Below are 26,406 nucleotides of genomic sequence, written 5' to 3' on the forward strand. Positions count from 1 at the left end.
TTTGACGAAGCGGTCAAGTGTTACGAGTGACGGGGTGCTTGTTATCTGCTAGTTCGTTAGGCGGAAACCAGGCCGTTTACTCTAATACCTTCGGTACCAGATACAAGCCGTCTTGCGTCGCCGGTGCGACTTTCTGGTACTCGTCACGATGATTGGTTTCGCTGACGACGTCTTCTCTCAGGCGTAGCGCTAATTCAGGCATGAGCGCTGCAATCGGGTGGCTCAAGGGTGTAATGCCGGTGGTGTCGACGGCTTTCAATTGCTCAACCAGAGAGAAAATACCGTTCAGCTTGTCTAAAGTGCTGACAGTTTCAGATTCGGAAAGCTCAAGTCGTGCCAGATTGGCAATACGTTTTACGTCGGATAGGTCTAATGACATGGCAAAAACGCGCAAATCGCGTGTGAGAAAAGTAAGTAAAAACCTGCTAATGACAAAATGAAAGCAAAACTAAAAGCAACAAGATTAAAAGCCGGTAAAAGTTGTCAACACCGGTCGCCAACGTCGGTAAAAAACCGTTTTTTACCGACGTTGCAGATAGCCTATTATTCCTTGGATTATAAGGTAGAATGCAGGGTTAATGCCTGTTGAAGCTCTGAAAACCTGCTGCGCAGCACAATATTGCGTTTCTGAGGCCTGCCCTATCTGGTGATTTTGGATATTGCGGCTTCTCAGCCAGAATTGAAACGCTTGCGAGGGTTTTGAGGGCTTCTTTGCTTATGATTTGTCCGGTGCTATATGCGACTTAAATGCAACTTAATGTTTGATGTTGCATCGCTAGTATAAGCGCTGGGTAGGCGGTAAAGAGCGGGTAAAGCAGATTCGCGCAGCATGATTGCGCATGACAACAACACAATACACAGGATTTTTTCATGTTTGGTTTTTTTCGTAGTTATTTTTCTAATGACCTGGCTATTGACTTAGGTACCGCGAACACCCTGATTTATGTGCGCAACCAAGGTATCGTGCTGGATGAGCCTTCTGTTGTAGCGATCCGCCAGGAGGGTGGGCCTAACGGTAAAAAAACCATTCAGGCAGTCGGTAAAGAAGCCAAGCAGATGCTCGGCAAAGTACCCGGCAACATCGAGGCGATACGCCCGATGAAAGACGGCGTGATTGCCGACTTTACCGTGACTGAGCAGATGCTCAAGCAATTTATCCGCATGGTGCATGACACCAAATTCTTCAAACCGTCGCCGCGCATCATCATTTGCGTACCTTGCGGTTCCACCCAGGTAGAGCGCCGTGCGATTCGTGAGTCCGCTCTCGGTGCCGGCGCTTCCCAGGTGTACCTGATCGAGGAGCCGATGGCCGCTGCGATCGGCGCCGGCTTGCCAGTGTCCGAAGCGACCGGTTCCATGGTGGTCGATATCGGCGGCGGCACCACCGAAGTCGGCATTATTTCTTTGGGCGGCATGGTCTATAAAGGTTCGGTACGCGTCGGCGGCGACAAGTTCGATGAAGCCATCGTTAATTACATCCGCCGCAACTACGGCATGCTGATCGGCGAGCAAACGGCGGAAGCGATCAAGAAAAATATCGGCTCGGCTTTCCCCGGTTCCGAAGTCAAGGAAATGGAAGTCAAGGGCCGCAATCTGTCCGAAGGCATCCCACGTTCCTTCACGATTTCAAGCAACGAGATTCTCGAAGCCCTGACCGATCCTTTGAATAACATCGTCTCTGCAGTGAAGAATGCGCTGGAACAGACGCCACCGGAACTCGGTGCGGATATCGCAGAAAAAGGCATGATGCTGACCGGTGGCGGCGCTCTGCTGCGCGACCTGGACCGTCTGTTGATGGAAGAAACTGGTTTGCCGGTAATCGTCGCAGAAGATCCGCTGACATGCGTGGTGCGCGGCTCCGGTATGGCATTGGAGCGTATGGATAAATTGGGCTCAATTTTTTCCTACGAATAAAAATATAAACGCAGGCCGATTTAAAAAAACAGTTCCCGGTGCGGCGAATACCATCAGTCCATCATGGCGTATTGCACGCAATGACGGTGCCGACAGTATTCGCCGTGCTGTTATATCGATGAGTTTTTAGCCGAAGTTTTGCTTAATCTATGCAATACAGCCCACCACCTCTGTTCAAGCAAGGCGCATCTGCCCGCGCCAAAGTGGTGTTCTTCACAATTTTGGCCATCTTCCTGTTAATCGTCGATTCCCGCCTCAAGACCTTGGTATTTGCCCGCCAGGTCCTGGCTACCGTTTTGTACCCTGTCCAGGCAGTTGCCGTGATGCCGCGCGACGCGGTGCTCAGGGTCGCTGAGTTTTTTACTTCGACCTCGACGCTGGAGAAAGAAAACGCGGCGCTCAAGCGTCAACAAATACTGAATGCCGAAGCATTGCAGCAAAACGGACAGCTCGGCGCCGAGAACGCACATTTGCGCAAAATGCTGGATGCCCGTGAACGCTTGCCAGTCAAATCCATACTCAGTGAAATCATTTACGATGCACGCGATCCGTTCACGCGCAAGATCATCGTTGATCGCGGTATTCAGCACGGCGTGGCCCTGAGTCAGCCGGTGATTGACGATCTCGGTGTGGTGGGGCAAGTGACACGAGTTTTTCCGATGACGGCAGAGGTGACTTTGCTGACCGATAAAAATCAGGCGATCCCGGTACAGATTGCCCGTAACGGCTTGCGCAGCGTCGTATATGGACGCGGTCAGCCCGGTCAGCTCGACATGCGCATGACGACCAATGCGGATATCCAGAAAGGCGATGTCTTAGTCACCTCAGGTATCGATGGCGTATATCCGGCCGGCTTGGCCGTTGCTAAAGTGGCGCAGGTCGAGAATAAGGCCGCAACGCCATTTGAAAGCATTATTTGTATTCCATCTGCGGGCATAGAAAAAAACCGGCAGTTATTGATACTGCTGGTTTCGACCAATAAATTATCTCGTCCGGATACCGAAGAGATCCGCGTAAAAAAAGAAAAAATCAATCGCAAGGTAACCCGTGACGCCGCCAGAGAAGTGGCGGCCGAGCCGCAGGATGCTACGGCGCAAAAACCAGTCGACGGTCCAAGATCAACTGCGGCTGAAATACCGAAATTGCCGCTCAAAGATAGCAAGGATGCCGCCAAGGACGCTGGCAAAGAAACACGTAAGGAGACGCCCTGATGAACAGCCCGCACTATATTCTGTTGCCGGTGAGTTCGGCTTTTATTGCGCTCAGTCTGGCCTGTGCTTTTTTCTTAAATTTTCTTCCCTGGGGGGCCTGGATCGGGGTTCCGGATTTCGTCGCCCTGGTATTGGTGTTCTGGAGTATCCATCAGCCACGCAAGGTCGGGATCGGCGTCGCGTTTGCGATGGGTTTGCTGATGGATGTGCACGATGCAATCCATCTTGGGGAAAATGCCCTGGCGTACACCTTGCTCTCGTATTTTGCGATCACCATCCACCGGCGCGTGCTCTGGTTTAATCCATTGACGCAGTCTCTGCATGTATTGCCCCTGTTTTTATTTGTGCAAGCCACCCAGGTAGTGGTGCGCATGCTGGTGGCGCCGGATGCGCAGTTTCCAGGCATCCTGTATTTCTTAGAGAGCTTTGTCACTACCCTGCTATGGCCGGTTGCGACCTGGCTATTGCTGGCGCCGCAGCGCCGTGCGGTTGATAAAGACGACACCCGCCCCATTTGATTCAGGCTTTTGTCCTGGATAGAAGCAGATATGACCGAACTCAAGAATACCGAACGTGAACTCTATCTGTTCAGAATGCGCCTGTTTTTTATCGGTGCCTTCGCGTTTATCTGCTTCATCGCTTTAATCTCGCGCTTTGTCTGGCTGCAAATCGTCAAGCATGACGTGTATGCGCTGCAAGCCGATGAGAACCGGATTTCGATCGTTCCTGTGGTTCCCAATCGCGGCTTGATCCTGGACCGGAACGGCACCATCCTGGCGCGTAATTTCTCCGCTTATACTTTGGAAATCACGCCATCGAAAATTTCCAAAGACCTGGATATCGTCATCGATGAGCTGGCAATGCTGATCGATATTCAACCCAAGCATCGCAAGCAATTCCGTAAGCTGATGGAAGAGTCCAAGAGCTTTGAAAGCCTGCCTATCCGCACCAAACTCACGGACGAAGAAGTGGCGCGTTTTACCGCGCAGCGGTTTCGCTTTCCCGGCGTGGATATCCAGGCCCGCTTGTTCCGTCAGTATCCCCTGGGCGATGTGGCTTCGCATGTGATTGGCTATATCGGCAGGATCAGTCAAAAAGATGCCGAGATCATCGACGACAGCGAAGATGGCGCGAATTACAACGGCACCAGCTATATCGGCAAAGAGGGGCTGGAAAAAAGCTACGAGAAGCTCTTGCATGGCTCGACCGGCTTTGAAGAGGTCGAAGTTTCCGCCGGAGGACGTGCGGTCCGGACCTTGTCGCGCACCGCACCGACCTCGGGTAAGAATCTGATTTTATCGGTGGATATCGAGCTGCAAAAAATCATTGAAGAAGCCTTTGGCGACCGTCGCGGCGCTCTGGTGGCGATCGAGCCGGCGACCGGCGACGTGCTGGCGTTTGTTTCCAAGCCGACCTACGATCCGAATTTATTTGTTGAGGGGATTGACCAGCAAAGCTGGAATGAGTTGAATACCTCGGAAGACCGGCCCTTGCTGAACCGCCCGCTGACCGGCGCTTATCCGCCCGGATCGACCTACAAACCGTATATGGCGCTGGCGGCGCTCGAATTGGGTAAACGCACGCCGAGCCAGGGTATCAACGACATCGGTTATTTTATGTTCGGCGGGCATCGTTTTAATGACGATAAACCTGGCGGTCACGGCTATGTCGATATGTACCGTTCGATTGTGGCGTCCTGCGATCCCTATTACTACATGCTGGCCAATGATCTGGGCGTTGATGCTATCCACGACTTCATGGCGCCGTTTGGTTTCGGACAAAAGACCGGTATCGATCTGGAACATGAAAAGCAAGGCGTGCTGCCATCGACCGCCTGGAAGCGCAGTGTGTATAAAAAACCGGCGCAACAGAAATGGTATGCCGGCGAGACGATTTCTCTCGGAATCGGACAAGGCTATAACACCTTTACCCCCTTGCAATTGGCGCACGCCATAGCAACCCTGGCAAATGATGGGGTGGTCATGAAGCCGCATCTGGTGAAGATGACAGAGGATCCGCAGTCGCATGCCAGAACCCTGACGGTAGCGAAGGAAAGCGCCCGTATTCCGCTGAAGCAGGAAAATATCGATGTCATCAAGAAGGCCATGGCCGGTGTCATGATCGATCCCAGCGGCACGGGCTATGCGGTATTTCATGATGCGGCCTATCAGGCCGGCGGCAAGACCGGCACGGCGCAGGTGGTCGGTTTGAAAAAAGGGGAAAAATATGACGCCAAGCGCACTTCTGAGCGTCAACGCGATCACTCGCTATTTATCGCATTTGCACCGCTCGACAAGCCGCGCATTGCGATTGCCGTGATTGTGGAAAACGGTGGATTCGGTTCGGCCGCCGCGGCGCCGATCGTGCGCAAGGCGCTTGACTATTATCTGCTCGGTAAGCGACCGGCAGATAAAGACAAAACTCCGGTGATCAAAGACGATGCCCTGACTACCCGTGCCGAATCGGAGCTGAAAGCCGATGCCGAATCGGAGGGCGGCCCGCAGCCTGGCGGACAGACTCAAGGGAATAAGGACTAGCGATGAATAATTACCGAGTTAACTGGGAATCGCTGAAATCCCGCTTCATGGTGTTTGATGCGGCGCTGGCGATCATCATTTTTCTGATTATGTCGATCGGTATCGTGACCCTGTATTCTGCCGGCATCGATTTCCCGGGGCGGGTAGAAGATCAGTTGCGAAATATCCTGATCTGTTTTGTCGTGATGTGGATCGTCGCGAATATCCCTCCTCAGACCCTGATGCGTTTTGCCATACCGATTTACGCCTTCGGCGTCGCCTTACTGATTGCGGTTGCCGCTTTCGGTATGGTGAAAAAAGGGGCGCGCCGCTGGATCAATATCGGCACTCCGGTTCAACCATCCGAAATGATGAAGATCGCCGTGCCATTGATGCTGGCCTGGTATTTTCAAAAACGTGAGGGGGCGCTGCGTTTTCAGGATTTTATCGTCGCGACCCTGATACTCGCGATACCCGTCGGCCTGATCGCGAAGCAGCCTGATCTCGGAACCGCATTGCTGGTTGTCGCAGCCGGTTTTGCGGTAATTTTTTTGGCGGGTTTATCCTGGAAAATTCTGATTGCTATCGCTTTGTTTGCGGTGGTCACCATCCCTACCGTGATTTGGCCCTACATGCTGCATGACTATCAGCGTGATCGGGTATTGACCATGCTCGATCCGAGCCGCGATCCGCTGGGTAAGGGTTTTCATATCATTCAGGCGACCATTGCGGTCGGCTCTGGCGGCACCACCGGCAAGGGATGGTTGAAGGGTACGCAAGCCCACCTGGAATTTATTCCGGAAAGGACGACCGATTTTATTTTTGCGGTATTCTCCGAGGAATTCGGCTTCATTGGTAACAGCATCTTAGTGATTTTGTATCTGTTGCTGGTCATTCGGGGCCTGATGATTGCGGCGAATGCACCGACTCTGTTTGCCCGTCTGATGGCCGGTTCCGTGACGATGATGTTTTTCACCTATGCCTTCGTCAATATGGGCATGGTCAGCGGTATTGTGCCGGTGGTCGGTGTACCTCTGCCGTTTATGAGTTATGGCGGAACCGCGCTGATGACCTTGGGTATGGGGGCAGGTATTTTGATGAGCATACAAAGAAACCGTAAGCTGGTGCAAACATGAGGTATCGCCGCTTGCCACTAATCCGTCGTAGTCTTCTGCTGGTAATGGCGACGCTGCTGGCGGCATGTGGCAGCGCGCCTAAACAAGTGCCGGTCAATGAGCAGCGGCCGTCCACATCAACTGCCAACAAGCCGGCCAGCGGCATGACCAACATTCCTCAACTGCCTAAAGCGAATTCCGGTAAGGGTGCCTATTACCAAGACGATGGGCCAGGCGACACTCTGCCAGAGGGATTGGAAAATACGGTTGAACCGATTCCAAGCGTTGAGGCTTATTCGCGTTCAGGGAATAAGCCGTATGCCGTGTTCGGCAAAACGTATACGCCGCTGACGGATACGGCGACGCCGTTTATTCAGCGTGGCGTCGGTAGCTGGTACGGCAAAAAATTTCACGGACACAAAACCTCATCCGGTGAGTTATACGATATGTATAAGATCACTGCGGCACACCCGATATTGCCTATCCCTTCTTATGCGCGGGTGACGAATTTATCGAATGGCAAGCAGATCATTGTCAGGATCAATGACAGAGGTCCGTTCCATGCCAACCGCATCATCGATTTATCTTATACCGCGGCACTTAAACTGGACTATTTGAGCAAGGGTAGCAGTCAGCTGGAAGTCGAACGTTTACTGCCGGAAGATATTGAGCGCATGGCCGAAAACCGAAAAAATCAGAACCCGTCGCTCATCGCCAAAACCCTTCCTGCATCCCTATCGGCCATGCCAATTTCCGCCAGTCCTGGTGAGCAATCCGCTGTGCAAATCAGCATAGAGCAATTGCTGGCGCAGCAAAGCAGCAAGCCCGTGGAACAATTCGCCAAAGTCAATAGCACGCTGTCCGACGCGAAAGAGAAGAACAATAGCTGGGCGGCAGACAATTCTGGCATTGCCGGTTTTTATATTCAGTTCGGCGCTTTTGCCATACGCGCGAATGCAGAGGCTGTGATGGCACGCTTGAAGACGCAGGCGGAGAGCCGTTTGCCGGGCTTTGATATTGTGCAGCAGGGGAGCTTATATCGCCTGGTCAGCGGCCCGTTCACTAACCGCTCAGACGCTTCTGCAGCGATTATCCAGACCGCCGATTTAGGGATTGCCAAGCCGATTGTGGTGCAACGCTAAAGTAGTGCTAACCGTCGCTTAAGCAGCCCATCCTGTCCGGCAAAATTATTCGTCTGCGCTGTCGTCGGCCTGCTTCATCTCCAGCGCAAGCTGGTATAGGGCGTTCTTCTTTTGCCCGGTAATTTTGGACGCCAGCGACGCAGCCTGTTTAACGGAGCATTCTTCCAGCAAAATACTCAGCATGTGACGCGCTTCGGCCTGTTCGTCATCCCTGGCTTGCGGCGCAGCTTCCAGCAAAATAACGTATTCGCCTTTTTCGCGATGCGGATCTGCACTGAGCCAAGCGGCTGCCTGCGCCAGAGTGCAGCGATGAATTTCTTCAAACAATTTGGTCAACTCGCGCGCGAACACGATTTGCCGATCCGCCTGAAACACCGTTTGCAAGGCCTGCACGCAATCGGTAATGCGATGCGGCGCTTCATAAAAAATCAGTGTCGCGGGCACATTGAGTAAAGTGCGCAAGCTGCTCTCGCGCTGGCCTGCTTTGGCGGGTAAAAAACCGACGAAATAAAACTGATCATTGATCAGACCACTGGCAGACAGCGCGCTGATCGCGGCGGACGCCCCAGGCAAAGGCATGACTTGCATGCCGCCCAGGCGCACCGCATCTACAATCTTCGCGCCCGGATCCGAGACGCCCGGCGTGCCGGCGTCCGAAACCAGCGCGATGCGCTCACCTGCTTGCAGACGTGCCAGGATTTTTTCTGCCACTTCGCGCTCATTATGCTGATGGGCAGCGATCAAAGGTTTGGTGATACCGTAGCGGCTCAGCAGTTGCGCGGTGTTCCGGGTATCTTCACAGGCGATTGCATCTGCCAATCCCAGTAAATGCAAAGCCCTGAGCGAAATATCGCAAACATTTCCTATCGGTGTGGCAACTACATATAATGTGCCGACAGGATAAGTCTGACGTGCCACCGCATCCATCACGGGCGAGGCGGCTAGCAGATAAGGTTCGGAGGGATGCATGCGATATCACTTGAGTTTGATCAAATGAGGATTGTACGACAATGGCGGAGCAGAGTTGGTTGTCACAGCGCCTGGCAGCGGTCAGGACCAGCCGTCAACGGACGGGCGATGAGGGCGAGGAGCAGGCGCTCGCGTATTTACTCAAGGCAGGATTGACGCTGGTGCAAAGGAGTTTTTCCTGCAAAGGCGGGGAACTTGACCTCATCATGCTGGATCGCGCTACGCTGGTGTTTGTCGAGGTCAGGAAACGCAGTAGCCGGCAATTCGGCGGTGCTGTCGCCAGCATCACGCCTGCCAAGCAACGTCGTATGACGCATGCAGCACAAGTCTATTTACAACAACAGTCCGCAGAGCCGGCCTGCCGGTTTGACGTCGTTGCCATTGACGACGCTCAGATTCGCTGGCTGAAAAATGTGATCGTAGCCTAACCTGCTTTATAATCAGCGCACCATGACAAATCAACGCATCCTTGCGCACTTCCAAGAGAGTGCCGAACTCAAAATCCAAGCGGCCAGTGTATTGGCTCGTCCTATTGAACAAGCAGTGGAACTCATGTTCGCAGCACTGTCTAACGGCAACAAGATATTGGCCTGCGGCAATGGCGGCTCCGCTGCCGATTGCCAGCATTTTGCGGCGGAACTGGTCGGGCGATTTGAACGGGAACGCTTGCCTTTGCCCGCACTGGCACTGACTACCGACACTTCGATCCTGACGGCGGTGGCGAACGATTACAGCTTTCAGGAAGTGTTTTCCAAGCAGGTACAGGCTTTCGGTCAGGCTGGCGATATTTTGCTGGCTTTATCCACATCGGGGAATTCAGCGAGTATCGTCAATGCCGTCAACGCCGCCATAGAGCGCGATATGCGCGTGATTGCGCTGACCGGTAAGGGCGGCGGACGGATCGGTAAAATTTTAACCGATGCCGACGTGCATATCTGTGTACCGCATGACCGTACCGCCAGGATACAAGAAGTGCATTTATTAACCATACATTGTTTGTGTGACGGCATCGATGCCGCTTTATTCGGAGGTGATGCAGATGATTAAAAATTTATTCCAGAAATCAGCGCGACCGTTACTGGCGATCAGTTTATGCTGCGGCGCTGCAGCCAGTTTGCAGGGTTGCGTGGAGATGATGGTCGGCAGTGCGGTAGTCGGTACCTTTGCCGCTACCGACAGACGTACTTTCGGTGCCCAGACTGAAGATAAGTCGATCACCCTCAAAGGGGAGATCCGCATGTCGCGTACCTTTGGCGATGCTGCGCACATCAACGTCAGCAGTTTCAACCGCCGTGCCTTGTTGACCGGTGAGGTTGCCGACGAACAGACCAGGGAAAATGCCGAACGTGAAATGCGTGCCATCGAAGGCGTGCAAGCGGTTCAGAATGAATTGCAGATCGCCGGCTTATCGAATTATTCGGCGCGTTCCAGCGATGCCTTGATTACGACCAAGGTCAAGGCCTCATTCGTCGATACCAAGGATTTGTATGCGAGTGCATTCAAGGTTGTGACAGAAGCCGGTACGGTGTACCTGATGGGCCGCGTCACCCAGCGCGAAGGTAATCTGGCCGGCGAGGTGGCCCGCGGCGTCAGCGGCGTACGCAAGGTGGTCAAGGTATTTGAATATATCAGCGAAACCGAACTCAAAGAGATGCAGTCTGCACCGAAGAAGCAAGAGCCAGCGCAATAAAGGGTCGTCAGAGTAGCTAAGCATGAGGCTGATCATTCAGCCTCTCTTTTTTATCGGGAGAACGTATGTCAGCACTTATCGTCTTATTGGTCATCATCGCAGTGGTCGCTTTCTGGGCAGTCGGCGCATATAACCGCCTGGTGAGCTTGCGGAATCGCTTTAAAAATTCATTCGCGCAAATCGATGTGCAACTGAAGCGCCGTTACGACCTGATCCCGAATCTGGTCGAGACTGCAAAAGGCTATATGAAGCATGAGCGCGAGACTCTGGAAGCCGTGATCGCTGCCCGTAACCAGGCAGTGACCGCCAATACCAAGGCCGGCAGCGATCCGTCGGATGCCGCGGCAGTACAGCAACTGGCCGCTGCCGAAGGCACTCTCACTGCGTCACTAGGCAAGATGTTTGCCTTGTCAGAGGCTTATCCCGATCTGAAGGCGAATGAAAACATGATGCAGTTGACGGAAGAGTTGACCGGCACAGAAAACAAAATTGCCTTTTCACGCCAGGCCTATAACGACAGCGTCATGCAATACAACACCTCGATAGAGCAATTCCCGGGTTCTGTGATCGCCAATATGTGCGGCTTTAAGCCGGGCGAATTGCTGCAGGCGACCGAATCACCGGAAGAGCGTAAAGCGGTCAAGGTCTCGTTTTAGCCGTTGCCTGAATCCTCATGGATTTTTTCGAGCAGCAAGACCAGGCGCACCGCCAGAGTAAAAAACTGCTATTTTTGTTTTTTCTGGCGGTGCTTGCGATTGTGCTGGCAGTCAATACCAGCCTGGCGCTGGTCTGGATCTGGGCCAGCGGTCAGCACTTTGGCGGACTGCATTATTATCCCCGCGGGTTTTTCTTTTTAAATACCGGCCTCACCTTGCTGTTTATCGGCGGCGGCACGCTGGTCGAAACGTTTCGCCTGCGCGATGGCGGTGATGCGGTAGCCGAGATGGCTGGCGGTCGCCTGGTGATGCCTTCCTCGCAGGATATCCAGGAGCGCCGCTTACTCAATATCGTCGAAGAGATGGCGCTGGCTTCCGGTATTGCCTGCCCCCGCGTGTATATCATGGATCGTGAAGATGCCATCAATGCATTTGCCGCCGGATACCATCAAAACGAGGCGGTCGTCGCGGTGACCCGCGGCACTCTGGCGCGTCTCAACCGTGACGAACTGCAAGGTGTGATCGGGCATGAATTCAGCCATATCCTGAACGGCGACATGCGGATGAATATCAAGCTGATCGGCGTGCTGTTCGGAATACAGATGATCGCTGGTTTCGGTCAGCAGCTGATGTACTGGGGCGCCCGTTTTGGTTCACTGCGCAGCCGCGATGAAAAAGGCCCCTCGTCACAAATTGTGTTGCTGGTCGTTGGCGGCGTGTTGTTCGTGGTCGGTTACGTAGGTATTTTTTTCGGCCGGCTGATTAAATCGGCGGTATCCCGCCAGCGCGAGTTTTTGGCCGATGCCAGCGCCGTGCAGTTTACCCGCAACCCCGATGGTATCGGCGGCGCCTTGCGCAAGATAGGCGGGCTGACCCGCACCAATGACTGCGGCTCGCGCATAGACAATCCGCGTGCAGAGCAGTTCTCGCACATGTTCCTCGGCGCTGCCAGGCCGAATTTACTGGCTGGATTATTTGCGACGCATCCGCCTTTGCAGGAGCGCCTGCGCCGTGTGTATGGCAAGAGTGTTGAATTTTTAGACGCCAGTGAAATTGTTGAGCCGGATGCGCATGCCGGTTTGCCCGAAGGTATGTACGGTTTCGGCGCGCGCAATGTATTATCGGCACAAGCTGCCCGCGCGATGGAAGCCAGTAGCCCCAGCCTGGACGCCGCAGGTACAGGCACGGCTTTTGATCGTCACAGCCAGCCGCAAAAAGCCTTGCCTGCCGAATTATTGAGCAGCTTGCGTGAACCAATGGGGGCCGGTGCGCTGGTCTATGCATTATTGCTGGATCGTAGCGAACCGCAAGCTTATGCAGCGCAAATACAGATACTGCAACAAGCGGCGCAGGCGCAATGCGCACTGTCTACCATGTTGCTGGATCACATAGAAGGTTTGCCGCGCAGCGTTCGCTTACCTTTGCTGGATCTGGCGATGCCCGCCTTGAAATTATTGTCGCCTGCACAGAGGAGCACGCTCTTATCGATTGTGCACAAGCTAATCGCCGCCGACCAGAAAATGACGCAGGCGGAATTCGTTTTGCAAACCGTGCTGGAGCGCCGGCTCGGTCCGCTGGCTGGGCGCGCCGTACCGATTCGCTATACACAGCTTGGCGAATTAAAGAAAGAGGCGGCTTTATTGCTGTCGCTGGTGGCACAAACCGCTTCCGGGAAAAACGCATCTGATTTTGCCGCCAGAGATATTTTCTTGCGAGCGGCCAATAGCATGCCGGAGTTGGGTCTGGGCGCCAGCGACATGCAGATGATGACGGCGATTGCGGTGGCGGGTGCGCCTGATTATTTTGAAATCAAACAGGCGCTGGATAAATTGAACCAGCTGGCGCCGCTGGCCAAGCCATTCTTGATACGCTTGCTGCTGGCCGCTGGCGGCGAGCAATTGAGCATCGACTCAGCCGACATACTGCGCTGTATTTGCGCTGCGCTTGATGCGCCCGTGCCTGATAAAGTCGCTGCCAGTTATTCAGCGTTTTAAAGTTTTGCAAAAAACGTGCGACGCTCTCAGGTACGCCCGACGATCGCCGCCGTCGCCATCAGATCATCAATCAACGCCAGAGAGTTTTTGCCTGACATGCGGTGAGGATTGAGTTCTGGCAGCGCAGAATATTTCAATAAAATCGAAGGATTGATTTTCCCCAGATTCGCTTGTCCCATCGTCCAGCCTGCATAACGGCGCTCATTGATTTCTTCATAATGCAGCAAGGTCACATCGGTATGCCGCGGGTCGCGCAAGATGTGGGCGTACAGCGTGTTGACCGCATCTCGCCCGCCTTCCAATACCTGCATAAATACATGGTCGCTATGGCACAAAATGCCGGTAATCCCATTGGCCGGATTGTGCGTGCGTGATTGCTGCATGATGGCCTGGATCATGTCGCACATCTGATTATCAACAGCGCGGCTGGCATATAAAAGTCGGACTAGCATGATGTTCTCTTTGTGGTGGTATGAGCGTATCGGGAAAAATAGATCGACGGTAATATGCTGCCGATCATCGCTTAATCAGGGATAAAAATTCACGACGCAGATTCGGATCTTTCAGGAAAGAGCCGTGCATGACGCTATTGATCATCTTGGCATCCATGTCCTTGACGCCGCGCCAGTGCATGCAGTAATGATCGGCTTCCATGACTACCGCCAGACCATCGGGCTGCATTTTTTCTTGCAAGGTATCGGCTAACTGGACCACCGCTTCTTCCTGAATTTGCGGACGGCTCATGATCCATTCGGCAATGCGGGCGTATTTGGATAAGCCGATCAAATTCGAATGCTCGTTCGGCATTACACCGATCCAGACCTTGCCGATAATCGGGCACAAGTGATGCGAGCAGGCACTGCGCACGGTGACCGGGCCGATGATCATCAATTCGTTCAGATGCGAGGCATTCGGGAATTCAGTGACCGACGGCATGTTCACATAGCGGCCTTTAAAAATTTCCTGCAGATACATCTTGGCGACGCGGCGACCGGTATCCTGGGTGTTGTGATCACTGTCGGTGTCAATCACCAGGCTTTGCAACACGTCTTTGAGTTTTTCCTCGACTTCGTCCAGCAGTTGATCCAACTCGCCAGGCTCGATAAAGGCGGCGATATTGTCGTTCGCATGATAGCGGGTTTTGCTCGCAATGATGCGCTCGCGTATGCGCTGCGAGATGGGGATGCTAACGGGCTTGAGTTCAGTATTCTGGTCAGATGGCATAGTGGATATCCGGGGTGGTGTCTGGCCCAGGCAATATGCGTACGGCGTGTCGTGCCTTACTGCTTGATTGCCTGAGATGCAAATGGCGCTGCAGGGCGTCATCAAAACGCTATGGTAACTGAATTGCGGATGTCGGGTTTTGTTGCGCGGCGCGTTCTGCCTTCCATTCCGGCAGGCACTTAGGACAGAAGCAGCGCGCATCCATATCCAGCTTGCCGTCCGGTAATTGAGCGAAGGCGATAGGCGCTAGCGCTGCGCACCAGCATTCCTGGCCGGTATTGTCCGCCATCGCACAGGTGAAGACGCTTTGACAACGTGGACAAACGCTCATGATGAGTGATCCTGGTCGCCAGTGTCATCCCTGAGCGGCAACTTGCGCATCGCGCGACGCAACAACTGCATCTGGCCATTGAAGTTGGTACAGCCGTGGCACATGGATAAGTGCATTTTCAGGCGCGCACGTTCTCCCAGACTCAGGTGCCGGTCCAGTCCTTCCGATACCATCTGGTGCGCTTGTTTACAGCTAATGAGTAGTCGCATGATTGCTCGGTTCTTAATTATTAAACGCTAAGTCTTATTGGCAAACCAGTTCAAATCCAGACATTCACGTAAGCGCAGACGGGCGCGATACAGCAACACCCATAGATTAGACGTGGTCAGCGTCAATTCCTTACAAATTTCTTCGGTTTCCAGTTCCAGCCATTCACGCATCATGAAGACCCGGGCCGTATTCGCGGGTAGTTTCTCAAGGCAGACTTCGAGCACGCGAAAAAAATCTTTTTGCTCCAGACTCGCATCGGGATTACCCCAGGCTCTGGGGATCTCATGCGGGTGCCCATTTTTGGCGAAAAGACTATCGATTAAATCGGCTTCCGATTCGTCATCGTCGATGTGCAACGCGACTTCTTTGTTACCCGCGCGCAGACAATCGATGATTTTATATTTCAAGATGCCGGTGACATAGGTGCGCAAAGACGATTGACCGGCAAAACTATCGGGCTTTTCCAGTACCGCGAGCAAGGCTTCCTGTACCGCGTCTTCGGCTTGAAAATCATTGCGTAGCTGTAGCATCGCGAAGCGAAACAAAACGGGACGCATGGTCTCCAGTTGCTGGTGCAAAGACGATAGTGATGTCATTTTTTAAATTTATCGATGGTATTCACAATAGAGACCGAGTAAATCCTCCCCTCAGTGCCTGAGTAAGGAGTTTTCCCTGTAAAATTCGAGAAACTTCCATGCATATAGGATACTTTTATTATGAGTAGTGTAACCGACACAGCAGCGCCTGCCGACGATAAATTGGCGGGTGTTGCGCCTGAGATTAAAGCAGAAATCCTGGCCGAAGCCTTGCCTTATATCCGTAAATTCCACGGAAAAACCATCGTCGTCAAATACGGCGGCAACGCCATGACGGAAGAACGCCTGAAGCACGGCTTTGCGCGCGATGTGATTCTGCTGAAACTGGTCGGGATGAATCCAGTCGTGGTGCATGGCGGCGGTCCGCAAATTGATAATGCGCTCAAAAAAATGGGCAAGCAAGGTACTTTCGTACAGGGCATGCGTATCACCGACGAAGAAACCATGGAAGTCGTGGAATGGGTGCTCGGCGGTGAGGTCCAGCAGGATATCGTCATGCTGATCAATCATTACGGCGGCCAGGCGGTTGGCCTGACCGGCAAGGATGGCGGTTTGATCCGTGCCAGAAAAATGATGATGCCAGATCGTGAAAAGCCGGGTCAATTCCTGGATATCGGCTTTGTCGGCGAGATTGATGCGATCAATCCGGCGGTGGTCAAAGCTTTGCAGGATGACGCATTTATTCCTATCATTTCACCGATCGGTTTTGGCGACGACGGTCAGGCGTATAACATCAATGCAGACGTGGTGGCGGGTAAAATTGCAGAAATCCTGAAGGCTGAAAAGCTGATCATGATGACCAATATCGCCGGGGTGCAAGATAAGCTAGGCAATCTGGTCACGGATCTGTCGGCGCGTGAAATTGATGAAATGTTCGCCGACGGTACCATCTCCGGCGGCATGTTACCGAAGATTTCTTCGGCGCTGGATGCGGCGAAATCCGGCGTGAATACCGTACATATTATCGATGGCCGGATCGAACATTCCTTGCTGCTGGAAGTGCTGACCGAACAGGCTTTCGGCACGATGATACGCAGTCATTAAGAGCACAAAAAAGCAGCAAAAAAGGAGGCTAAAACGGCGTCCGCTCATTTAGCCAGCGCTGCCTTGTCTAGAAAATCCCTACAGGGCGGTCTTCCGCCCTTTCTTTTGTAAAGCGACATGAAGCAACGCTCCCCGCTCTGGTTGTTTGATCTCGATAACACCCTGCATAACGCCAGCCATGCGATTTTCCCTGCGATTACCCATAACATGAACGTGTTTATGGCGGACCTGCTGGGAGACGGCACTACACCGGCCGATGCCGGGACGGTGAATGCCGCGCGGCAGCTCTATTGGAAGCGCTATGGGGCAACCCTGCTGGGTCTGGTACGTCATCACGGTGTGAAAGCCGATCATTTTTTACATGAGGCGCACCGTTTTGAAGATTTAACCGATATGATCCGCGCCGAACGCGGCCTGGGACGTTTGCTGGAGCGTTTACCGGGGCGAAAAATTTTGTTGACGAATGCGCCGCGCAGCTACTCACACGAGGTCATGCGGCATCTGGGTTTGCACCGGCATTTTGCCGAACATATACCGATCGAAGCGATGCGCGTGCATGGCCGTCTGCGTCCCAAACCGTCGGTGCCGTATTTGCTCAAGCTGCTAGCCAGGCAGGGCGTGCATCCGCGCCACTGCGTGCTGGTTGAAGATACCCTCAGTAATCTCCGTGCCGCCAAGCAGGTCGGGATGCGCACGGTGCTGGTCACCGGATATGTGCAGGCAGATCAAGCGGTGCAGAAAAAAATTCATGCCTGCGTCGATGTCAAAGTAAAATCAGTGCTCGATCTACCCGATCATGTTCATCGTTTATGTTCAGCGCATTTCTAAAAAATCAATAATATGGCAACTACGAAACCCGGCGAGCGTAAGCTGCAGATCTTGCAAACTCTGGCAGCGATGCTGGAGAATCCCAAAGGCGAAAAAATTACGACAGCCGCACTGGCAGCCAGGATCGAGGTATCCGAGGCGGCTTTGTACCGGCACTTCGCCAGCAAGGCACAGATGTTCGAAGGATTGATTGAGTTTATTGAGAGTTCGGTGTTCGGCCTGATCAATCAAATCAGTCAGCAGCAGGAAGACGGCGTATTGCAGGCGCAGGCGATTGCGTTGATGTTGCTGAATTTCGCCGAGCGCAACCCCGGCATGACGCGGGTCCTGATCGGCGATGCACTGGTGAATGAAGACGAGCGCCTGCAGTTGCGCATGAACCAGTTTGTCGAGCGCATTGAACTCGCGTTCAAACAATCGCTGCGCCTCGCCAGCACCCAGGGTAGTGCGCTGGAGTCAGAAGTCGCGCCGCGTGCCAACCTGCTGGTCTGTTTCGTGATGGGACGTTGGCACCGTTATGCGAAAACCGGCTTTAAACACCTGCCGGGTGACCAGGCTACTTTGCAGTTAAGCGTGTTGCTGGGTTAAACGTTCCCAGGCTGGCCGCCGGTGCTGTAAAAATCCGCCAGGTATTGGTGCCTGAGAATTTCGCTTCTTTCAAAGCCAGATCCGTGTTGTGCAAGAACAAGCGCTGCTCTTTGCCATGTAAAGGACAGCAGGCGACACCGACGCTGGCGGTAATCACGAGTTTTTTACCGCGCACGATGAGCGGCTCGCGCACGGCCTGGACCAGGCGTTCGGACAGGGTCTGTGCCATTTCCACGCTACCGATATTCGGCAGGATCGCCGCGAACTCATCGCCGTCGACCCGGCACAGGGTATCGGTATTGCGTAATACCTGGCACAGGCGGTTCGCCATGGTGGTCATGATCAGGTCGCCTGCATCATAGCCGTAGGCGTCGTTCAAGGCTTTAAAATGATCGATATCGATGAAGGCCAGGGCCGCTAGCTGATTCGACTCAATCGCATCTTCAACGCAATTCGTCAGCAAGCGATGAAAGAAATGCCGGTTCGGCAGCTTGGTCAGGCTGTCGTGATTTTCCAGTATCGACATGCGCTGTTCCGCTTCGCGACGCTGGTGGGCCTCGCTCTGAATATCCGATTCCCAGACTTCAATCTGCGCCATAATTTTATTGAAGTGCTGGCTCAGGCTGCCGAGCTGCTTGCTCTCGGGGTGTTGCACGCGCAGGGTGTAATCTTCCGAGTTGGCGACTTGTTCCGCCACTCTGGATAATTCTATGATGGGGGCCAGCCGCACTATCTGACGCTCTGTCAGCAGGTAGACGCTCGCCACCGTACTCACAATCAGGAGCAAGGTACCGACCGCCAGATGCAGCCAGAAATCTTTATAAATCGAATCCAGACTGACGTTCATCTGGACCAGGCCGATCACTTCGGCGCCGGCCATGACCGGCACGGTGGCGGATAAATAAGACGATTGCAAACGGGTCTGAGGCTGGCTGACTGGTGCAATCTTCTCTGCAGGATCGGGTTTGACAAAATGCGTCGTGCGATTCCAGCTGATCTGCGGCACGCCTTTATTGTCAAACACCGTAATGTTCAAGACATTGCTTGCCGCGCCTGCATTCAGGATTAATTTTTGTGCTTGTTTTTGATACTCGCTAGCCGGGCTGTCATCCAGGTTGGCGGCCAGTACATTGGCTTTGTACAGCGTCTCTGCCCGCAGATTTTTCTGCATCATGTAAGTCGAGAATAGCAGGAATAAAACCAGTACGGATGACAACACGATCACGATAGCGGTCAAGTTATCGCGTAGCAGTTTTTTGGCGAGAGGTAATCGGAGAAATGCGGTTTGCATTATGGCGTCTATTATTGTGCGTTATTTTGAACAACATTATCGACCAATAAGCGTCGTCAGTGTTGTTCTTGCTGATGTTTGAATCCATTTTATTGTGTTTATTATAATTCAATAATCCGCTTTCCCATGCAGGGAATAGCGTCTGCGAGTAAACTCTCGCGCATCTTTGTTCGTCTGGAAATTTTAGTGTCTTTTTTGCCCCACAAGCTCCCGGATAGTTTTGCCCTGCTCGACGATGCGCAATCGCCGGATGGCCAGGCGGCGTCGCGTTTATATACCGGTCTGGTCAAAGTCTTGCAATGTGACGATGCGCCAGCCTGGCCCCGGCTATGGCAGGCGCTTGAGGCGGCGTTACAGGGCGGGCAATACGCGGTTGCCTTGCTATCGTATGAGACGGGCGCTTTACTGCAAGACATCGCGTCTTGGGACGCTCAACAGTTACCGTCCAGAGTGCTGTTGTTCTCGCATTGCGAAGTCCTGGATCGCGAACAGGTCAATCTCTGGCTGGACACGTCGGCCAACGCGCTGGAGCAGGCCGCATCAGCGCCAGGCAGCATGGGCGCTGATGCGGCGGGAATTGCCGGTATTGCGGGTCTGCGCAACAGCGTGGATGAAGCGGCATTTACTCAGGCCATCGCTCAGGTGCGTGCATATATCGCTGCCGGCGATACTTATCAGGTGAATTACACCTACCGTCTGCATTTCGATGTGTATGGCTCGCCGCTGCATCTGTATCGCCGCTTGCGCCAACGCCAGCCGGTACCTTACGGCGCCTTGATTTGCCTACCGGATGGCGAAGCGGTGCTGTCGCTGTCGCCCGAATTATTTGTCCGTCATCAGGCCGGACATCTGCATGCCAAACCGATGAAAGGCACGGCGGCAGCCACTGGCGATCAGCGCATGGATGCAGAGCTAGCGCGCTCTCTAGCGGCTGACGTAAAAAATCGCGCAGAGAATTTGATGATAGTGGATTTGCTGCGCAATGATCTGGGACGGCTTGCCGTGCCGGGTTCGGTCAAGGTGCCTGCTTTATTTGAAGTCAGGCGTTTTTCCAGCGTCTTGCAAATGACGTCCAGCATCACTGCCGAGTTGCGCGCCGGTCTTGGGCTTGCTTCGATTTTATCGGCGCTGTATCCGTGCGGCTCCATCACCGGAGCGCCGAAGCGGCGCACTATGCAAATCGTGCGTGAATTGGAGTCTGAGCCACGCGGCTTGTACACCGGCGCAATCGGCTGGTTTGATCCGCCGCAAGACGCGCAGGCAATCGGCGATTTTTGCCTGTCGGTACCGATCCGGACTCTGCATTTGCCGGCATCGGAGGGATTGCCGGTGCGTCCTGCGGTGATGGGGGTCGGCGCCGGTATCGTGCACGATAGCGTGGCCGCAGACGAATTTGCAGAGTGCCGGTTAAAAGCGCAATTCCTGACCGGATTGGGCCCCGAATTCGACTTGTTCGAGACCATGCATGCCACGCGCGAGCACGGTTGTCGTCACTTGCAGCGGCATTTGCAGCGTCTGCGGCACTCCGCCAGGTATTTCGGCTTCGTCTTCGATGAAGAAGCGATTGCGCAGTCTTTACGCGCCTTTCAGGCTGATTTGCCGCCGCAAGGCGCTCACCGCTTGCGCCTGGCACTTCGGGTCGATGGCCAGGTGCTGATCCAGAGCGCGGCGATGCACCCCTTGGCGGCGCGGGTCAAGGTCTTGCTGGCAAGCATTTCCACCCATAGCGACGATCTGTTCTTACGCCACAAAACGACCGTGCGTCAGCGCTACGATCAAGCCTGGCAGGCCGCTGAACAGCAAGGCGCATTCGACATGCTGTTTTGCAATCAGCATGGTTATCTGACCGAGGGCGCTCGCACGAATGTATTTATCCTGAAACAAGGCCGGTGGCTGACGCCACCCTTAACTGACGGCGTATTGCCGGGCATCATGCGCGCCGTGCTACTCGACGATCCGCAATGGCGGGCGAGCGAGGCGCAATTGCGCTTCGACGATGTGCGTGCTGCCGAGGCGATTATTCTGTGCAATTCCTTACGTGGCGTAATGCACGCAGACCTGGTGTTTTAAATTGCCGCTAAATAAGTGGGAATGACGATTCTTGCATTTTATTCACAAAAATGTTGTATATTGGTTTAGCGTTCGCTGTGATCTGTATTGCAACAAAAATTCAGTTCGCATATGAAATTGATGTTGTTCAATTGGCAAAAATCAAGTTGTTAGAGTAATATGATTCCATTATCTGGCAGAGAACAACACCATGAATCTTACGGATTCTTGCATCTCCCGCTTACCCCTTCTTTTCCTCCTGGCGGGAATGGTCTCTGTTTTTCCCTCAACACAGGTGTGGGCGCAAGCTAGTGACGTAGCCGGTGCCACGATTGACAACCTCAATAAACTCTCGCTGGAAGACTTGCTGAAGGTGCAAGTGCGCAGTGCATCCAAATATGCGCAAAGCACGAGCCATGCACCCTCTGCGGTACAAATCATCAGCGCAGAAGATATCCGTCGCCACGGTTGGCGCACGTTGGCCGAAGCCCTGGATAGCCTGCCCGGCATGTATGCCAGTTCGGACCGCGCCTATGCCTTTGTCGGGGCGCGCGGCTTTATGGTGCCGGGTGATTACAATATGCGGTTTTTATTATTGCTGGACGGTCAGCCGCTTAACGATAATTTATACGACCAGGCCAACCTGGGTCACGAGTTTCGTATCGACATGCGTTTGATCGACCGGATCGAATACGTGCCAGGTCCCGGCTCATCGATCTATGGTGCGAATGCGATGTTCGGTGTGATCAATGTCCTGACCCGCAGCGCCAGACAGATGCCGGGATACAGCGCCGGGATGCAATGGCAAAGCCATGGCTGGCGCGAATTGTATGCGACCGCCAGCCGGAACGCCGATACCGATTTGCCTGAGTTAATTCTTTCAGTCAGCCGCGCCGACCAGCAGGGACGCGATTTGCAATATCCAGGCGCAGTTGGATTACTGACTGCGAACGGTCGGCCTTCAGTTGATGGCATGACCCATGGCCTCGATGTGCTTGCGGTGACACGCTTGTTTGTCGGGCTCAGGCAAGATAACTTTGCCATGTCAGCCTGGGCCGCCCGGCGCGACGTCCATCCGTCTTCGGCGCTGTATGGCAGCAATTTCGATGACGGCAGATTGCATCTGATCGATAGCAGTTATGGCGTGACCGCTTCTTACCAGAAAGAGCTGGCCAGCACGCTGCAACTCGATGCACGCTTTGCCTACCAAAAAATCACCTATCAGGGCGATGCACCTTATACCAATCCTGCGGTAGGAAGTTATGTGAATCGCGATACGGCCAAAGGTAGCTGGCTGTCTGGCGAGGCCAGAGTGATGTATACCGGATTGGCCGATCATAAATGGATTGCCGGCCTTGATTTTCAAAGTGACCTGGATGCGATCCAAAAAAATGCTGATCTGAATGTTGCAGTGAATCCGCCTTTGTCGATCAGCACGCCGCACAAGCGCTATGGTGTGTATTTGCAGGATGAATGGAATTTTTTACCGGAGTGGCGTCTCAATGCCGGTATTCGTGCGGATCGCAATAGTTACAGCCAATTACGTATGAGCCCGAGGCTGGCATTGATCTGGAATGCCAGTCCCGATCTGACTTTAAAATTGCTGGGCGGCCGCGCATATCGCGCAGCGAATGCCTACGAATCCGCGTATGCCCGTGATCAGGTGTATCTGGCCAATCCAACACTTGCACCGGAGACGATACGGACCTTAGAAGCGATTGCGGAATACCGGATTGACTCGCGTCAGGAACTGGGACTGTCGGTCTTCGATTATCAATTGTCCAATCTGATCAGTCAGATCGATCTTGGCGGTGGTTTGTTCCAGTATCAAAATCATCCTAGTGTGAGAGCCCAGGGGCTGGAGTTATTTCATCGTCTGCGATCCCGAGGCGACATCACGGTCAATTCCAGTGTCGCCTTCAATCGCAGCCGCGATGCGACCGGAATGACCTTAGGCAATAGTCCGCGCTGGATCGCCAAGTTACGTGGCAGTCGCTCGCTCTGGACGGCTAACTGGATCGCCGCTCTTGAATTCAATGCGCTGGGACCGAGAACCCTGGATTGGCGCGGTACGCGGGCACCTATGGGGAGCCAGGCTGTGCTGAATCTGACACTCAACATTGTTAAAGTATTGCCGGGCTTGGATCTGCAACTGCGCGTCGTGAATGCACTGGATCGCCGTATCGTATATCCGGCTTCGAATGAAGCGCCGACCAGCACTTTGCCAGGCGATGGACGGCAATGGCAATTGGGATTGAGCTATGCGTTTTAATTTGCGCAGGCAATTTTTCACAACAATCTTCTTTGCCCTATTGCTGCCGGCGCTGACTGCCTCACTTGTCCTGGCAGAGGAAATTGCGGATGCACCCGAATATGCGCTGAAAGCGGTCTATCTGAATAATTTTGCGCTATTCACCGAGTGGCCGGATGAGACGAACGAGGTTCTGGAATTCTGCGTATTCGGCAAAGACCCTTTCGGGCGTTTTCTAGAAAACGCAGCACAAAAAAAAATCCGTGGCAAAGCGATACATCTTCGTCGTGCGGTGCAGGGCGCCGACCTGAAAAGCTGTCATCTGCTGTTTATACCGGCCCTGGAAAAAGAGAATTTTAGCCGGATCGCCCCGTCCATCAGTCAGCAGGCCATCCTCACTGTGACAGAAACGGCGCAGGTCGGGGAGAAGTACCCTAACGTCATGATCGTGATTGTGCAAGAGGGCAGCAATGTCATGTTTGATGTCAATCAAAGCGTCGCTAAAACTGCTGGATTGAGCTTCAGTTCCAAGCTTTTGCGCCTCGCGCGCAACGTGAAATAACATGGATAAAATGGTATGACGACCGAACAGCTTGTCAAAAAAACGCTGGAAAAAAAGCTGCTGCTGGTTAACCTGCTGGCATTCAGCCTGGCGTCTTCTTTTGCAGTGCTGCTGATAGTCTCTTATCTGTGGATGACTGCGCGTAGCGATTTGTTGCGCAATGCCGAGATCGTCGCGCAAGTCATTGCACAAAACAGTGCGCCAGCGCTTTTGTTTAAAGACCAAAAGGCGGCACAAGAAGCAGTGCGCGCATTGGCTCAGGACACCAATGTACTGGCCGGAGAGCTGCGTTACCCCGACGGTAGCTTGTTCGCCGTCTATCAGCGTCCCGTGAATGCCGGTCAAGCATGGCAGATCGGCGAAGTATCGCAAACCCCTTATTTACAAACGCCAGGGTCACATTTTTATTCGCGCTATCTGGTCGTGACTACCCCGGTGATGGCGGAAGAGCAGCAAGTGGGAAGTCTGCAAATGCATGTGGACTTGACGTCCACCTATCAACGGATAGCCGGATTGATTGCCGTCATCGTATTGGCAACGCTGGCAGCCGTACTGCTTGCCGGACGGCTGCTCAAACGTTATTTGCGCCGCATCCTTAATCCTATTCAGCAATTGGTCATGCTGATGCAGGAGGTATCCGGCAACGATGATTATAATCAGCGGGCCCTGATTCCGACCGATGATGAAATCGGTACCCTGGGCGAGAGTTTCAATTTCATGATTGAACAAATCCAGCGCCGCGATATGGCGATCGGCAAAGAATTGGTCGAGCGCAAACGCGCAGAAGTTCAGCTTGACCACATTGCCCATTACGACAGCGTCACAGGATTACCGAACCGGCATTTTTTTAATCGCCGCATCAAAGAACTCGAATACCGTGTCAAAAATTTTGCCAGATTCGGCTTGCTGTTTATCGATCTCGATAATTTTAAATATGTGAACGATACCTTTGGTCATCGTATCGGCGATCTGCTGCTGATTGCCGTAGCCGATCGCCTGCAAAAAACCTTGCGGTCGAATGATCTGGTAGTCCGCTTGGGCGGCGATGAGTTTGCAGTGCTGCTCGATAATCCCAAGAGTACCGACGATGCCTTGCGTCTGGCAGAAAAATTATTGGCATTATTGAGTCAGTCGTTCTCGTGCGAAGCGCATGAATTCAATATCGGCGCCTCTATCGGTGTAGCGATGATGCCGGATCATGTCGGCACTTTTGAAGACTTGCTGAGTTCGGCGGATGCCGCAATGTATGAGGCAAAGGCATTCGGTAAAAATAATGTCCAGCTCTGGAAGCCGGCCATGTCGCGGCGCACGGCACAGCGCTTCACGATTGAATCCGGCTTGCGCAAGGCCATCGAGAACGCTGAACTCGAAGTGTACTACCAGCCCATCATGGAGCTGGCCACCCTCAGGGTCGCAGGCATGGAGGCTTTGTTGCGCTGGAAGCACCCGACCTTGGGGTTTGTCTCGCCTGCCGAATTCATCCCTATCGCCGAAGAGAGTCAATTGATTGTGCTGATCGGTGAATGGGTGCTACAACAAGCCTGTAGCCAGATCAAATTGTGGGAGCAGCAATTCGGCCCCTTATTCGTTGCCGTCAACGTCTCGGCCAGGCAGTTCCGTCAACCCGGTTTTGCCGATAGCGTCGAGCGTATCGTCAGAGAAAACGCATGTCCTGCGCATTTGCTGGAGCTGGAATTAACTGAGACCATGCTGATGTCGCAGACCTCTGAAACGCTGGCGATTCTGACCGATTTATCGAGCCGTGGATTTAAATTGTCGCTCGATGACTTTGGCACCGGTTATTCGTCGCTGGCCTATCTGAAACGCTTCCCGATCCACAAATTAAAAATCGACCGCAGCTTTGTCTCGGATTTGCCAGGCGATAAAGATGATGCTGCGATTGCCCAGGCGATCATCTCCCTGTCGGATCACATGGACATGCGGGTTGTCGCAGAAGGCATCGAGACCAGGGAACAGGCGGAATTTTTGTATGGACTGGATTGCACTTACGGCCAAGGCTTCTTATTCAGCAAGCCTTTACCTGCGCCGCAATGCCAAGACTTCGTCGAGAAGAATTTACGTCGCGCGTTGAGAGAGCGGATTATCTAATAGGACTTACGCAAAACAGAAAACTCTTAACACCATTGACATCACGCCCGCAGTCTGGATGCGGCTTTCAGAGACATTTCGTGCCAACAAGCGCACCCAGCTTGCGGGTTCACTTT

26 protein-coding genes are annotated in these 26,406 nt (G+C 53.5%); 18 read left to right on the plus strand and 8 right to left on the minus strand.

Features of this window, described 5'->3' with window-relative positions; genetic code table 11:
* Positions 1-76: 76 nt before the first annotated feature.
* A complete protein-coding gene (gatC, locus tag LPB67_RS14320; protein WP_262837956.1) occupies positions 77-379 on the minus strand; it encodes an Asp-tRNA(Asn)/Glu-tRNA(Gln) amidotransferase subunit GatC in 303 nt (100 codons plus the stop codon).
* 491 nt (positions 380-870) lie between these two features.
* Here gatC and LPB67_RS14325 point away from each other — a divergent pair, with 491 nt between their 5' ends.
* The 6 genes from LPB67_RS14325 (at position 871) to LPB67_RS14350 (ending at position 7,898) form a co-directional block, all read left to right on the plus strand.
* Positions 871-1,914, plus strand: coding sequence for a rod shape-determining protein (locus tag LPB67_RS14325; RefSeq protein WP_262837957.1), 1,044 nt, complete (start codon positions 871-873; stop codon positions 1,912-1,914).
* Positions 1,915-2,063: 149 nt separating this feature from the next.
* Positions 2,064-3,125 carry a rod shape-determining protein MreC gene (gene mreC, locus LPB67_RS14330; RefSeq protein WP_262837958.1) on the plus strand — a complete coding sequence of 354 codons (1,062 nt, stop codon included), beginning with the start codon at positions 2,064-2,066 and terminating at the stop codon, positions 3,123-3,125.
* Entirely contained in the window at positions 3,125-3,643 is a 519-nt protein-coding gene (gene mreD / locus LPB67_RS14335) for a rod shape-determining protein MreD (RefSeq protein WP_262837959.1), read from the plus strand. The genes mreC and mreD overlap by 1 nt, the downstream gene beginning before the upstream one ends.
* 30 nt (positions 3,644-3,673) lie before the next feature.
* The gene (mrdA, locus tag LPB67_RS14340; protein WP_262837960.1) at positions 3,674-5,662 is read left to right on the plus strand and encodes a penicillin-binding protein 2; all 1,989 of its coding nucleotides are present in this window, start codon (positions 3,674-3,676) and stop codon (positions 5,660-5,662) included.
* A 2-nt stretch (positions 5,663-5,664) separates the two neighbouring features.
* Complete coding sequence (rodA, locus tag LPB67_RS14345) at positions 5,665-6,777, plus strand: rod shape-determining protein RodA (protein ID WP_262837961.1); 1,113 nt, start codon at positions 5,665-5,667, stop codon at positions 6,775-6,777.
* Positions 6,774-7,898, plus strand: a complete 1,125-nt coding sequence (locus tag LPB67_RS14350; protein ID WP_262837962.1) for a septal ring lytic transglycosylase RlpA family protein — start codon at positions 6,774-6,776, stop codon at positions 7,896-7,898. Before rodA ends, LPB67_RS14350 begins: the two co-directional genes overlap by 4 nt.
* 45 nt (positions 7,899-7,943) lie before the next feature.
* Here LPB67_RS14350 and rsmI read toward each other — a convergent pair whose 3' ends face one another.
* On the minus strand, positions 7,944-8,867 hold the full coding sequence (gene rsmI / locus LPB67_RS14355) for a 16S rRNA (cytidine(1402)-2'-O)-methyltransferase (protein ID WP_262837964.1): 924 nt from the start codon (positions 8,865-8,867) through the stop codon (positions 7,944-7,946).
* Between the two features lie 41 nt (positions 8,868-8,908).
* On the opposite strand from rsmI, the gene LPB67_RS14360 reads away from it, so the two are divergent.
* The 5 genes from LPB67_RS14360 (at position 8,909) to LPB67_RS14380 (ending at position 13,207) form a co-directional block, all read left to right on the plus strand.
* Positions 8,909-9,295, plus strand: coding sequence for a YraN family protein (locus tag LPB67_RS14360; protein WP_262837965.1), 387 nt, complete (start codon positions 8,909-8,911; stop codon positions 9,293-9,295).
* A gap of 22 nt (positions 9,296-9,317) precedes the next feature.
* A complete protein-coding gene (locus tag LPB67_RS14365) occupies positions 9,318-9,914 on the plus strand; it encodes a phosphoheptose isomerase (RefSeq protein WP_262837966.1) in 597 nt (198 codons plus the stop codon).
* Complete coding sequence (locus LPB67_RS14370) at positions 9,901-10,557, plus strand: BON domain-containing protein (protein WP_410482744.1); 657 nt, start codon at positions 9,901-9,903, stop codon at positions 10,555-10,557. The genes LPB67_RS14365 and LPB67_RS14370 overlap by 14 nt, the downstream gene beginning before the upstream one ends.
* Positions 10,558-10,622: 65 nt before the next feature.
* Positions 10,623-11,213: a LemA family protein gene (locus LPB67_RS14375; protein ID WP_262837968.1), complete on the plus strand. Its 591-nt coding sequence runs from the start codon at positions 10,623-10,625 to the stop codon at positions 11,211-11,213.
* Between the two features lie 17 nt (positions 11,214-11,230).
* On the plus strand, positions 11,231-13,207 hold the full coding sequence (locus LPB67_RS14380; RefSeq protein WP_262837969.1) for a M48 family metallopeptidase: 1,977 nt from the start codon (positions 11,231-11,233) through the stop codon (positions 13,205-13,207).
* Between the two features lie 26 nt (positions 13,208-13,233).
* Here LPB67_RS14380 and LPB67_RS14385 read toward each other — a convergent pair whose 3' ends face one another.
* From LPB67_RS14385 to LPB67_RS14405, 5 genes are all read right to left on the minus strand, one after another.
* Positions 13,234-13,659, minus strand: coding sequence for a BLUF domain-containing protein (locus LPB67_RS14385; RefSeq protein ID WP_262837970.1), 426 nt, complete (start codon positions 13,657-13,659; stop codon positions 13,234-13,236).
* Between the two features lie 64 nt (positions 13,660-13,723).
* Positions 13,724-14,431: a GTP cyclohydrolase I gene (gene folE, locus LPB67_RS14390; RefSeq protein ID WP_262837971.1), complete on the minus strand. Its 708-nt coding sequence runs from the start codon at positions 14,429-14,431 to the stop codon at positions 13,724-13,726.
* Positions 14,432-14,540: 109 nt separating this feature from the next.
* A complete protein-coding gene (locus LPB67_RS14395; RefSeq protein ID WP_262837972.1) occupies positions 14,541-14,762 on the minus strand; it encodes a cysteine-rich CWC family protein in 222 nt (73 codons plus the stop codon).
* Entirely contained in the window at positions 14,759-14,971 is a 213-nt protein-coding gene (locus LPB67_RS14400) for a zf-HC2 domain-containing protein (RefSeq protein ID WP_262837973.1), read from the minus strand. The genes LPB67_RS14395 and LPB67_RS14400 overlap by 4 nt, the downstream gene beginning before the upstream one ends.
* A 27-nt stretch (positions 14,972-14,998) precedes the next feature.
* Complete coding sequence (locus tag LPB67_RS14405; RefSeq protein ID WP_262837974.1) at positions 14,999-15,568, minus strand: sigma-70 family RNA polymerase sigma factor; 570 nt, start codon at positions 15,566-15,568, stop codon at positions 14,999-15,001.
* Between the two features lie 120 nt (positions 15,569-15,688).
* Here LPB67_RS14405 and argB point away from each other — a divergent pair, with 120 nt between their 5' ends.
* From argB to slmA, 3 genes are all read left to right on the plus strand, one after another.
* Positions 15,689-16,612: an acetylglutamate kinase gene (gene argB, locus LPB67_RS14410; RefSeq protein WP_262837975.1), complete on the plus strand. Its 924-nt coding sequence runs from the start codon at positions 15,689-15,691 to the stop codon at positions 16,610-16,612.
* Positions 16,613-16,729: 117 nt separating this feature from the next.
* On the plus strand, positions 16,730-17,440 hold the full coding sequence (locus LPB67_RS14415) for a pyrimidine 5'-nucleotidase (protein ID WP_262837976.1): 711 nt from the start codon (positions 16,730-16,732) through the stop codon (positions 17,438-17,440).
* Positions 17,441-17,452: 12 nt separating this feature from the next.
* Entirely contained in the window at positions 17,453-18,028 is a 576-nt protein-coding gene (gene slmA, locus LPB67_RS14420; RefSeq protein WP_262837977.1) for a nucleoid occlusion factor SlmA, read from the plus strand.
* Here the strand turns inward: slmA and LPB67_RS14425 are convergent.
* Complete coding sequence (locus tag LPB67_RS14425; RefSeq protein ID WP_262837978.1) at positions 17,997-19,319, minus strand: diguanylate cyclase domain-containing protein; 1,323 nt, start codon at positions 19,317-19,319, stop codon at positions 17,997-17,999. The genes slmA and LPB67_RS14425 overlap by 32 nt on opposite strands.
* A gap of 186 nt (positions 19,320-19,505) precedes the next feature.
* Between LPB67_RS14425 and LPB67_RS14430 the strand changes: the two genes are divergently transcribed.
* From LPB67_RS14430 to LPB67_RS14445, 4 genes are all read left to right on the plus strand, one after another.
* Positions 19,506-21,389, plus strand: a complete 1,884-nt coding sequence (locus LPB67_RS14430) for a bifunctional anthranilate synthase component I family protein/class IV aminotransferase (protein ID WP_262837979.1) — start codon at positions 19,506-19,508, stop codon at positions 21,387-21,389.
* 190 nt (positions 21,390-21,579) lie between these two features.
* Positions 21,580-23,640 (plus strand): TonB-dependent receptor plug domain-containing protein, encoded by a 2,061-nt coding sequence (locus LPB67_RS14435; RefSeq protein ID WP_262837980.1) that lies wholly within the window; start codon positions 21,580-21,582, stop codon positions 23,638-23,640.
* Positions 23,630-24,181: a YfiR family protein gene (locus LPB67_RS14440; protein ID WP_262837981.1), complete on the plus strand. Its 552-nt coding sequence runs from the start codon at positions 23,630-23,632 to the stop codon at positions 24,179-24,181. Before LPB67_RS14435 ends, LPB67_RS14440 begins: the two co-directional genes overlap by 11 nt.
* A gap of 15 nt (positions 24,182-24,196) precedes the next feature.
* Positions 24,197-26,290 carry a putative bifunctional diguanylate cyclase/phosphodiesterase gene (locus LPB67_RS14445; RefSeq protein ID WP_262837982.1) on the plus strand — a complete coding sequence of 698 codons (2,094 nt, stop codon included), beginning with the start codon at positions 24,197-24,199 and terminating at the stop codon, positions 26,288-26,290.
* Positions 26,291-26,406: the final 116 nt, after the last annotated feature.

The sequence above is a fragment of the Undibacterium sp. Jales W-56 genome, assembly GCF_025548535.1.
Classification (GTDB): domain Bacteria; phylum Pseudomonadota; class Gammaproteobacteria; order Burkholderiales; family Burkholderiaceae_D; genus Undibacterium.

What these genes read in the sequence shown, in the direction of transcription:
- gatC (WP_262837956.1), bottom strand. Translation starts at nt 379, where the DNA reads ATGTCATTAGACCTATCCGACGTAAAACGTATTGCCAATCTGGCACGA.
- LPB67_RS14325 (WP_262837957.1), top strand. Translation starts at nt 871, where the DNA reads ATGTTTGGTTTTTTTCGTAGTTATTTTTCTAATGACCTGGCTATTGAC.
- mreC (WP_262837958.1), top strand. Translation starts at nt 2,064, where the DNA reads ATGCAATACAGCCCACCACCTCTGTTCAAGCAAGGCGCATCTGCCCGC.
- mreD (WP_262837959.1), top strand. Translation starts at nt 3,125, where the DNA reads ATGAACAGCCCGCACTATATTCTGTTGCCGGTGAGTTCGGCTTTTATT.
- mrdA (WP_262837960.1), top strand. Translation starts at nt 3,674, where the DNA reads ATGACCGAACTCAAGAATACCGAACGTGAACTCTATCTGTTCAGAATG.
- rodA (WP_262837961.1), top strand. Translation starts at nt 5,665, where the DNA reads ATGAATAATTACCGAGTTAACTGGGAATCGCTGAAATCCCGCTTCATG.
- LPB67_RS14350 (WP_262837962.1), top strand. Translation starts at nt 6,774, where the DNA reads ATGAGGTATCGCCGCTTGCCACTAATCCGTCGTAGTCTTCTGCTGGTA.
- rsmI (WP_262837964.1), bottom strand. Translation starts at nt 8,867, where the DNA reads ATGCATCCCTCCGAACCTTATCTGCTAGCCGCCTCGCCCGTGATGGAT.
- LPB67_RS14360 (WP_262837965.1), top strand. Translation starts at nt 8,909, where the DNA reads ATGGCGGAGCAGAGTTGGTTGTCACAGCGCCTGGCAGCGGTCAGGACC.
- LPB67_RS14365 (WP_262837966.1), top strand. Translation starts at nt 9,318, where the DNA reads ATGACAAATCAACGCATCCTTGCGCACTTCCAAGAGAGTGCCGAACTC.
- LPB67_RS14370 (WP_410482744.1), top strand. Translation starts at nt 9,901, where the DNA reads ATGCAGATGATTAAAAATTTATTCCAGAAATCAGCGCGACCGTTACTG.
- LPB67_RS14375 (WP_262837968.1), top strand. Translation starts at nt 10,623, where the DNA reads ATGTCAGCACTTATCGTCTTATTGGTCATCATCGCAGTGGTCGCTTTC.
- LPB67_RS14380 (WP_262837969.1), top strand. Translation starts at nt 11,231, where the DNA reads ATGGATTTTTTCGAGCAGCAAGACCAGGCGCACCGCCAGAGTAAAAAA.
- LPB67_RS14385 (WP_262837970.1), bottom strand. Translation starts at nt 13,659, where the DNA reads ATGCTAGTCCGACTTTTATATGCCAGCCGCGCTGTTGATAATCAGATG.
- folE (WP_262837971.1), bottom strand. Translation starts at nt 14,431, where the DNA reads ATGCCATCTGACCAGAATACTGAACTCAAGCCCGTTAGCATCCCCATC.
- LPB67_RS14395 (WP_262837972.1), bottom strand. Translation starts at nt 14,762, where the DNA reads ATGAGCGTTTGTCCACGTTGTCAAAGCGTCTTCACCTGTGCGATGGCG.
- LPB67_RS14400 (WP_262837973.1), bottom strand. Translation starts at nt 14,971, where the DNA reads ATGCGACTACTCATTAGCTGTAAACAAGCGCACCAGATGGTATCGGAA.
- LPB67_RS14405 (WP_262837974.1), bottom strand. Translation starts at nt 15,568, where the DNA reads ATGACATCACTATCGTCTTTGCACCAGCAACTGGAGACCATGCGTCCC.
- argB (WP_262837975.1), top strand. Translation starts at nt 15,689, where the DNA reads ATGAGTAGTGTAACCGACACAGCAGCGCCTGCCGACGATAAATTGGCG.
- LPB67_RS14415 (WP_262837976.1), top strand. Translation starts at nt 16,730, where the DNA reads ATGAAGCAACGCTCCCCGCTCTGGTTGTTTGATCTCGATAACACCCTG.
- slmA (WP_262837977.1), top strand. Translation starts at nt 17,453, where the DNA reads ATGGCAACTACGAAACCCGGCGAGCGTAAGCTGCAGATCTTGCAAACT.
- LPB67_RS14425 (WP_262837978.1), bottom strand. Translation starts at nt 19,319, where the DNA reads ATGCAAACCGCATTTCTCCGATTACCTCTCGCCAAAAAACTGCTACGC.
- LPB67_RS14435 (WP_262837980.1), top strand. Translation starts at nt 21,580, where the DNA reads ATGAATCTTACGGATTCTTGCATCTCCCGCTTACCCCTTCTTTTCCTC.
- LPB67_RS14440 (WP_262837981.1), top strand. Translation starts at nt 23,630, where the DNA reads ATGCGTTTTAATTTGCGCAGGCAATTTTTCACAACAATCTTCTTTGCC.
- LPB67_RS14445 (WP_262837982.1), top strand. Translation starts at nt 24,197, where the DNA reads ATGACGACCGAACAGCTTGTCAAAAAAACGCTGGAAAAAAAGCTGCTG.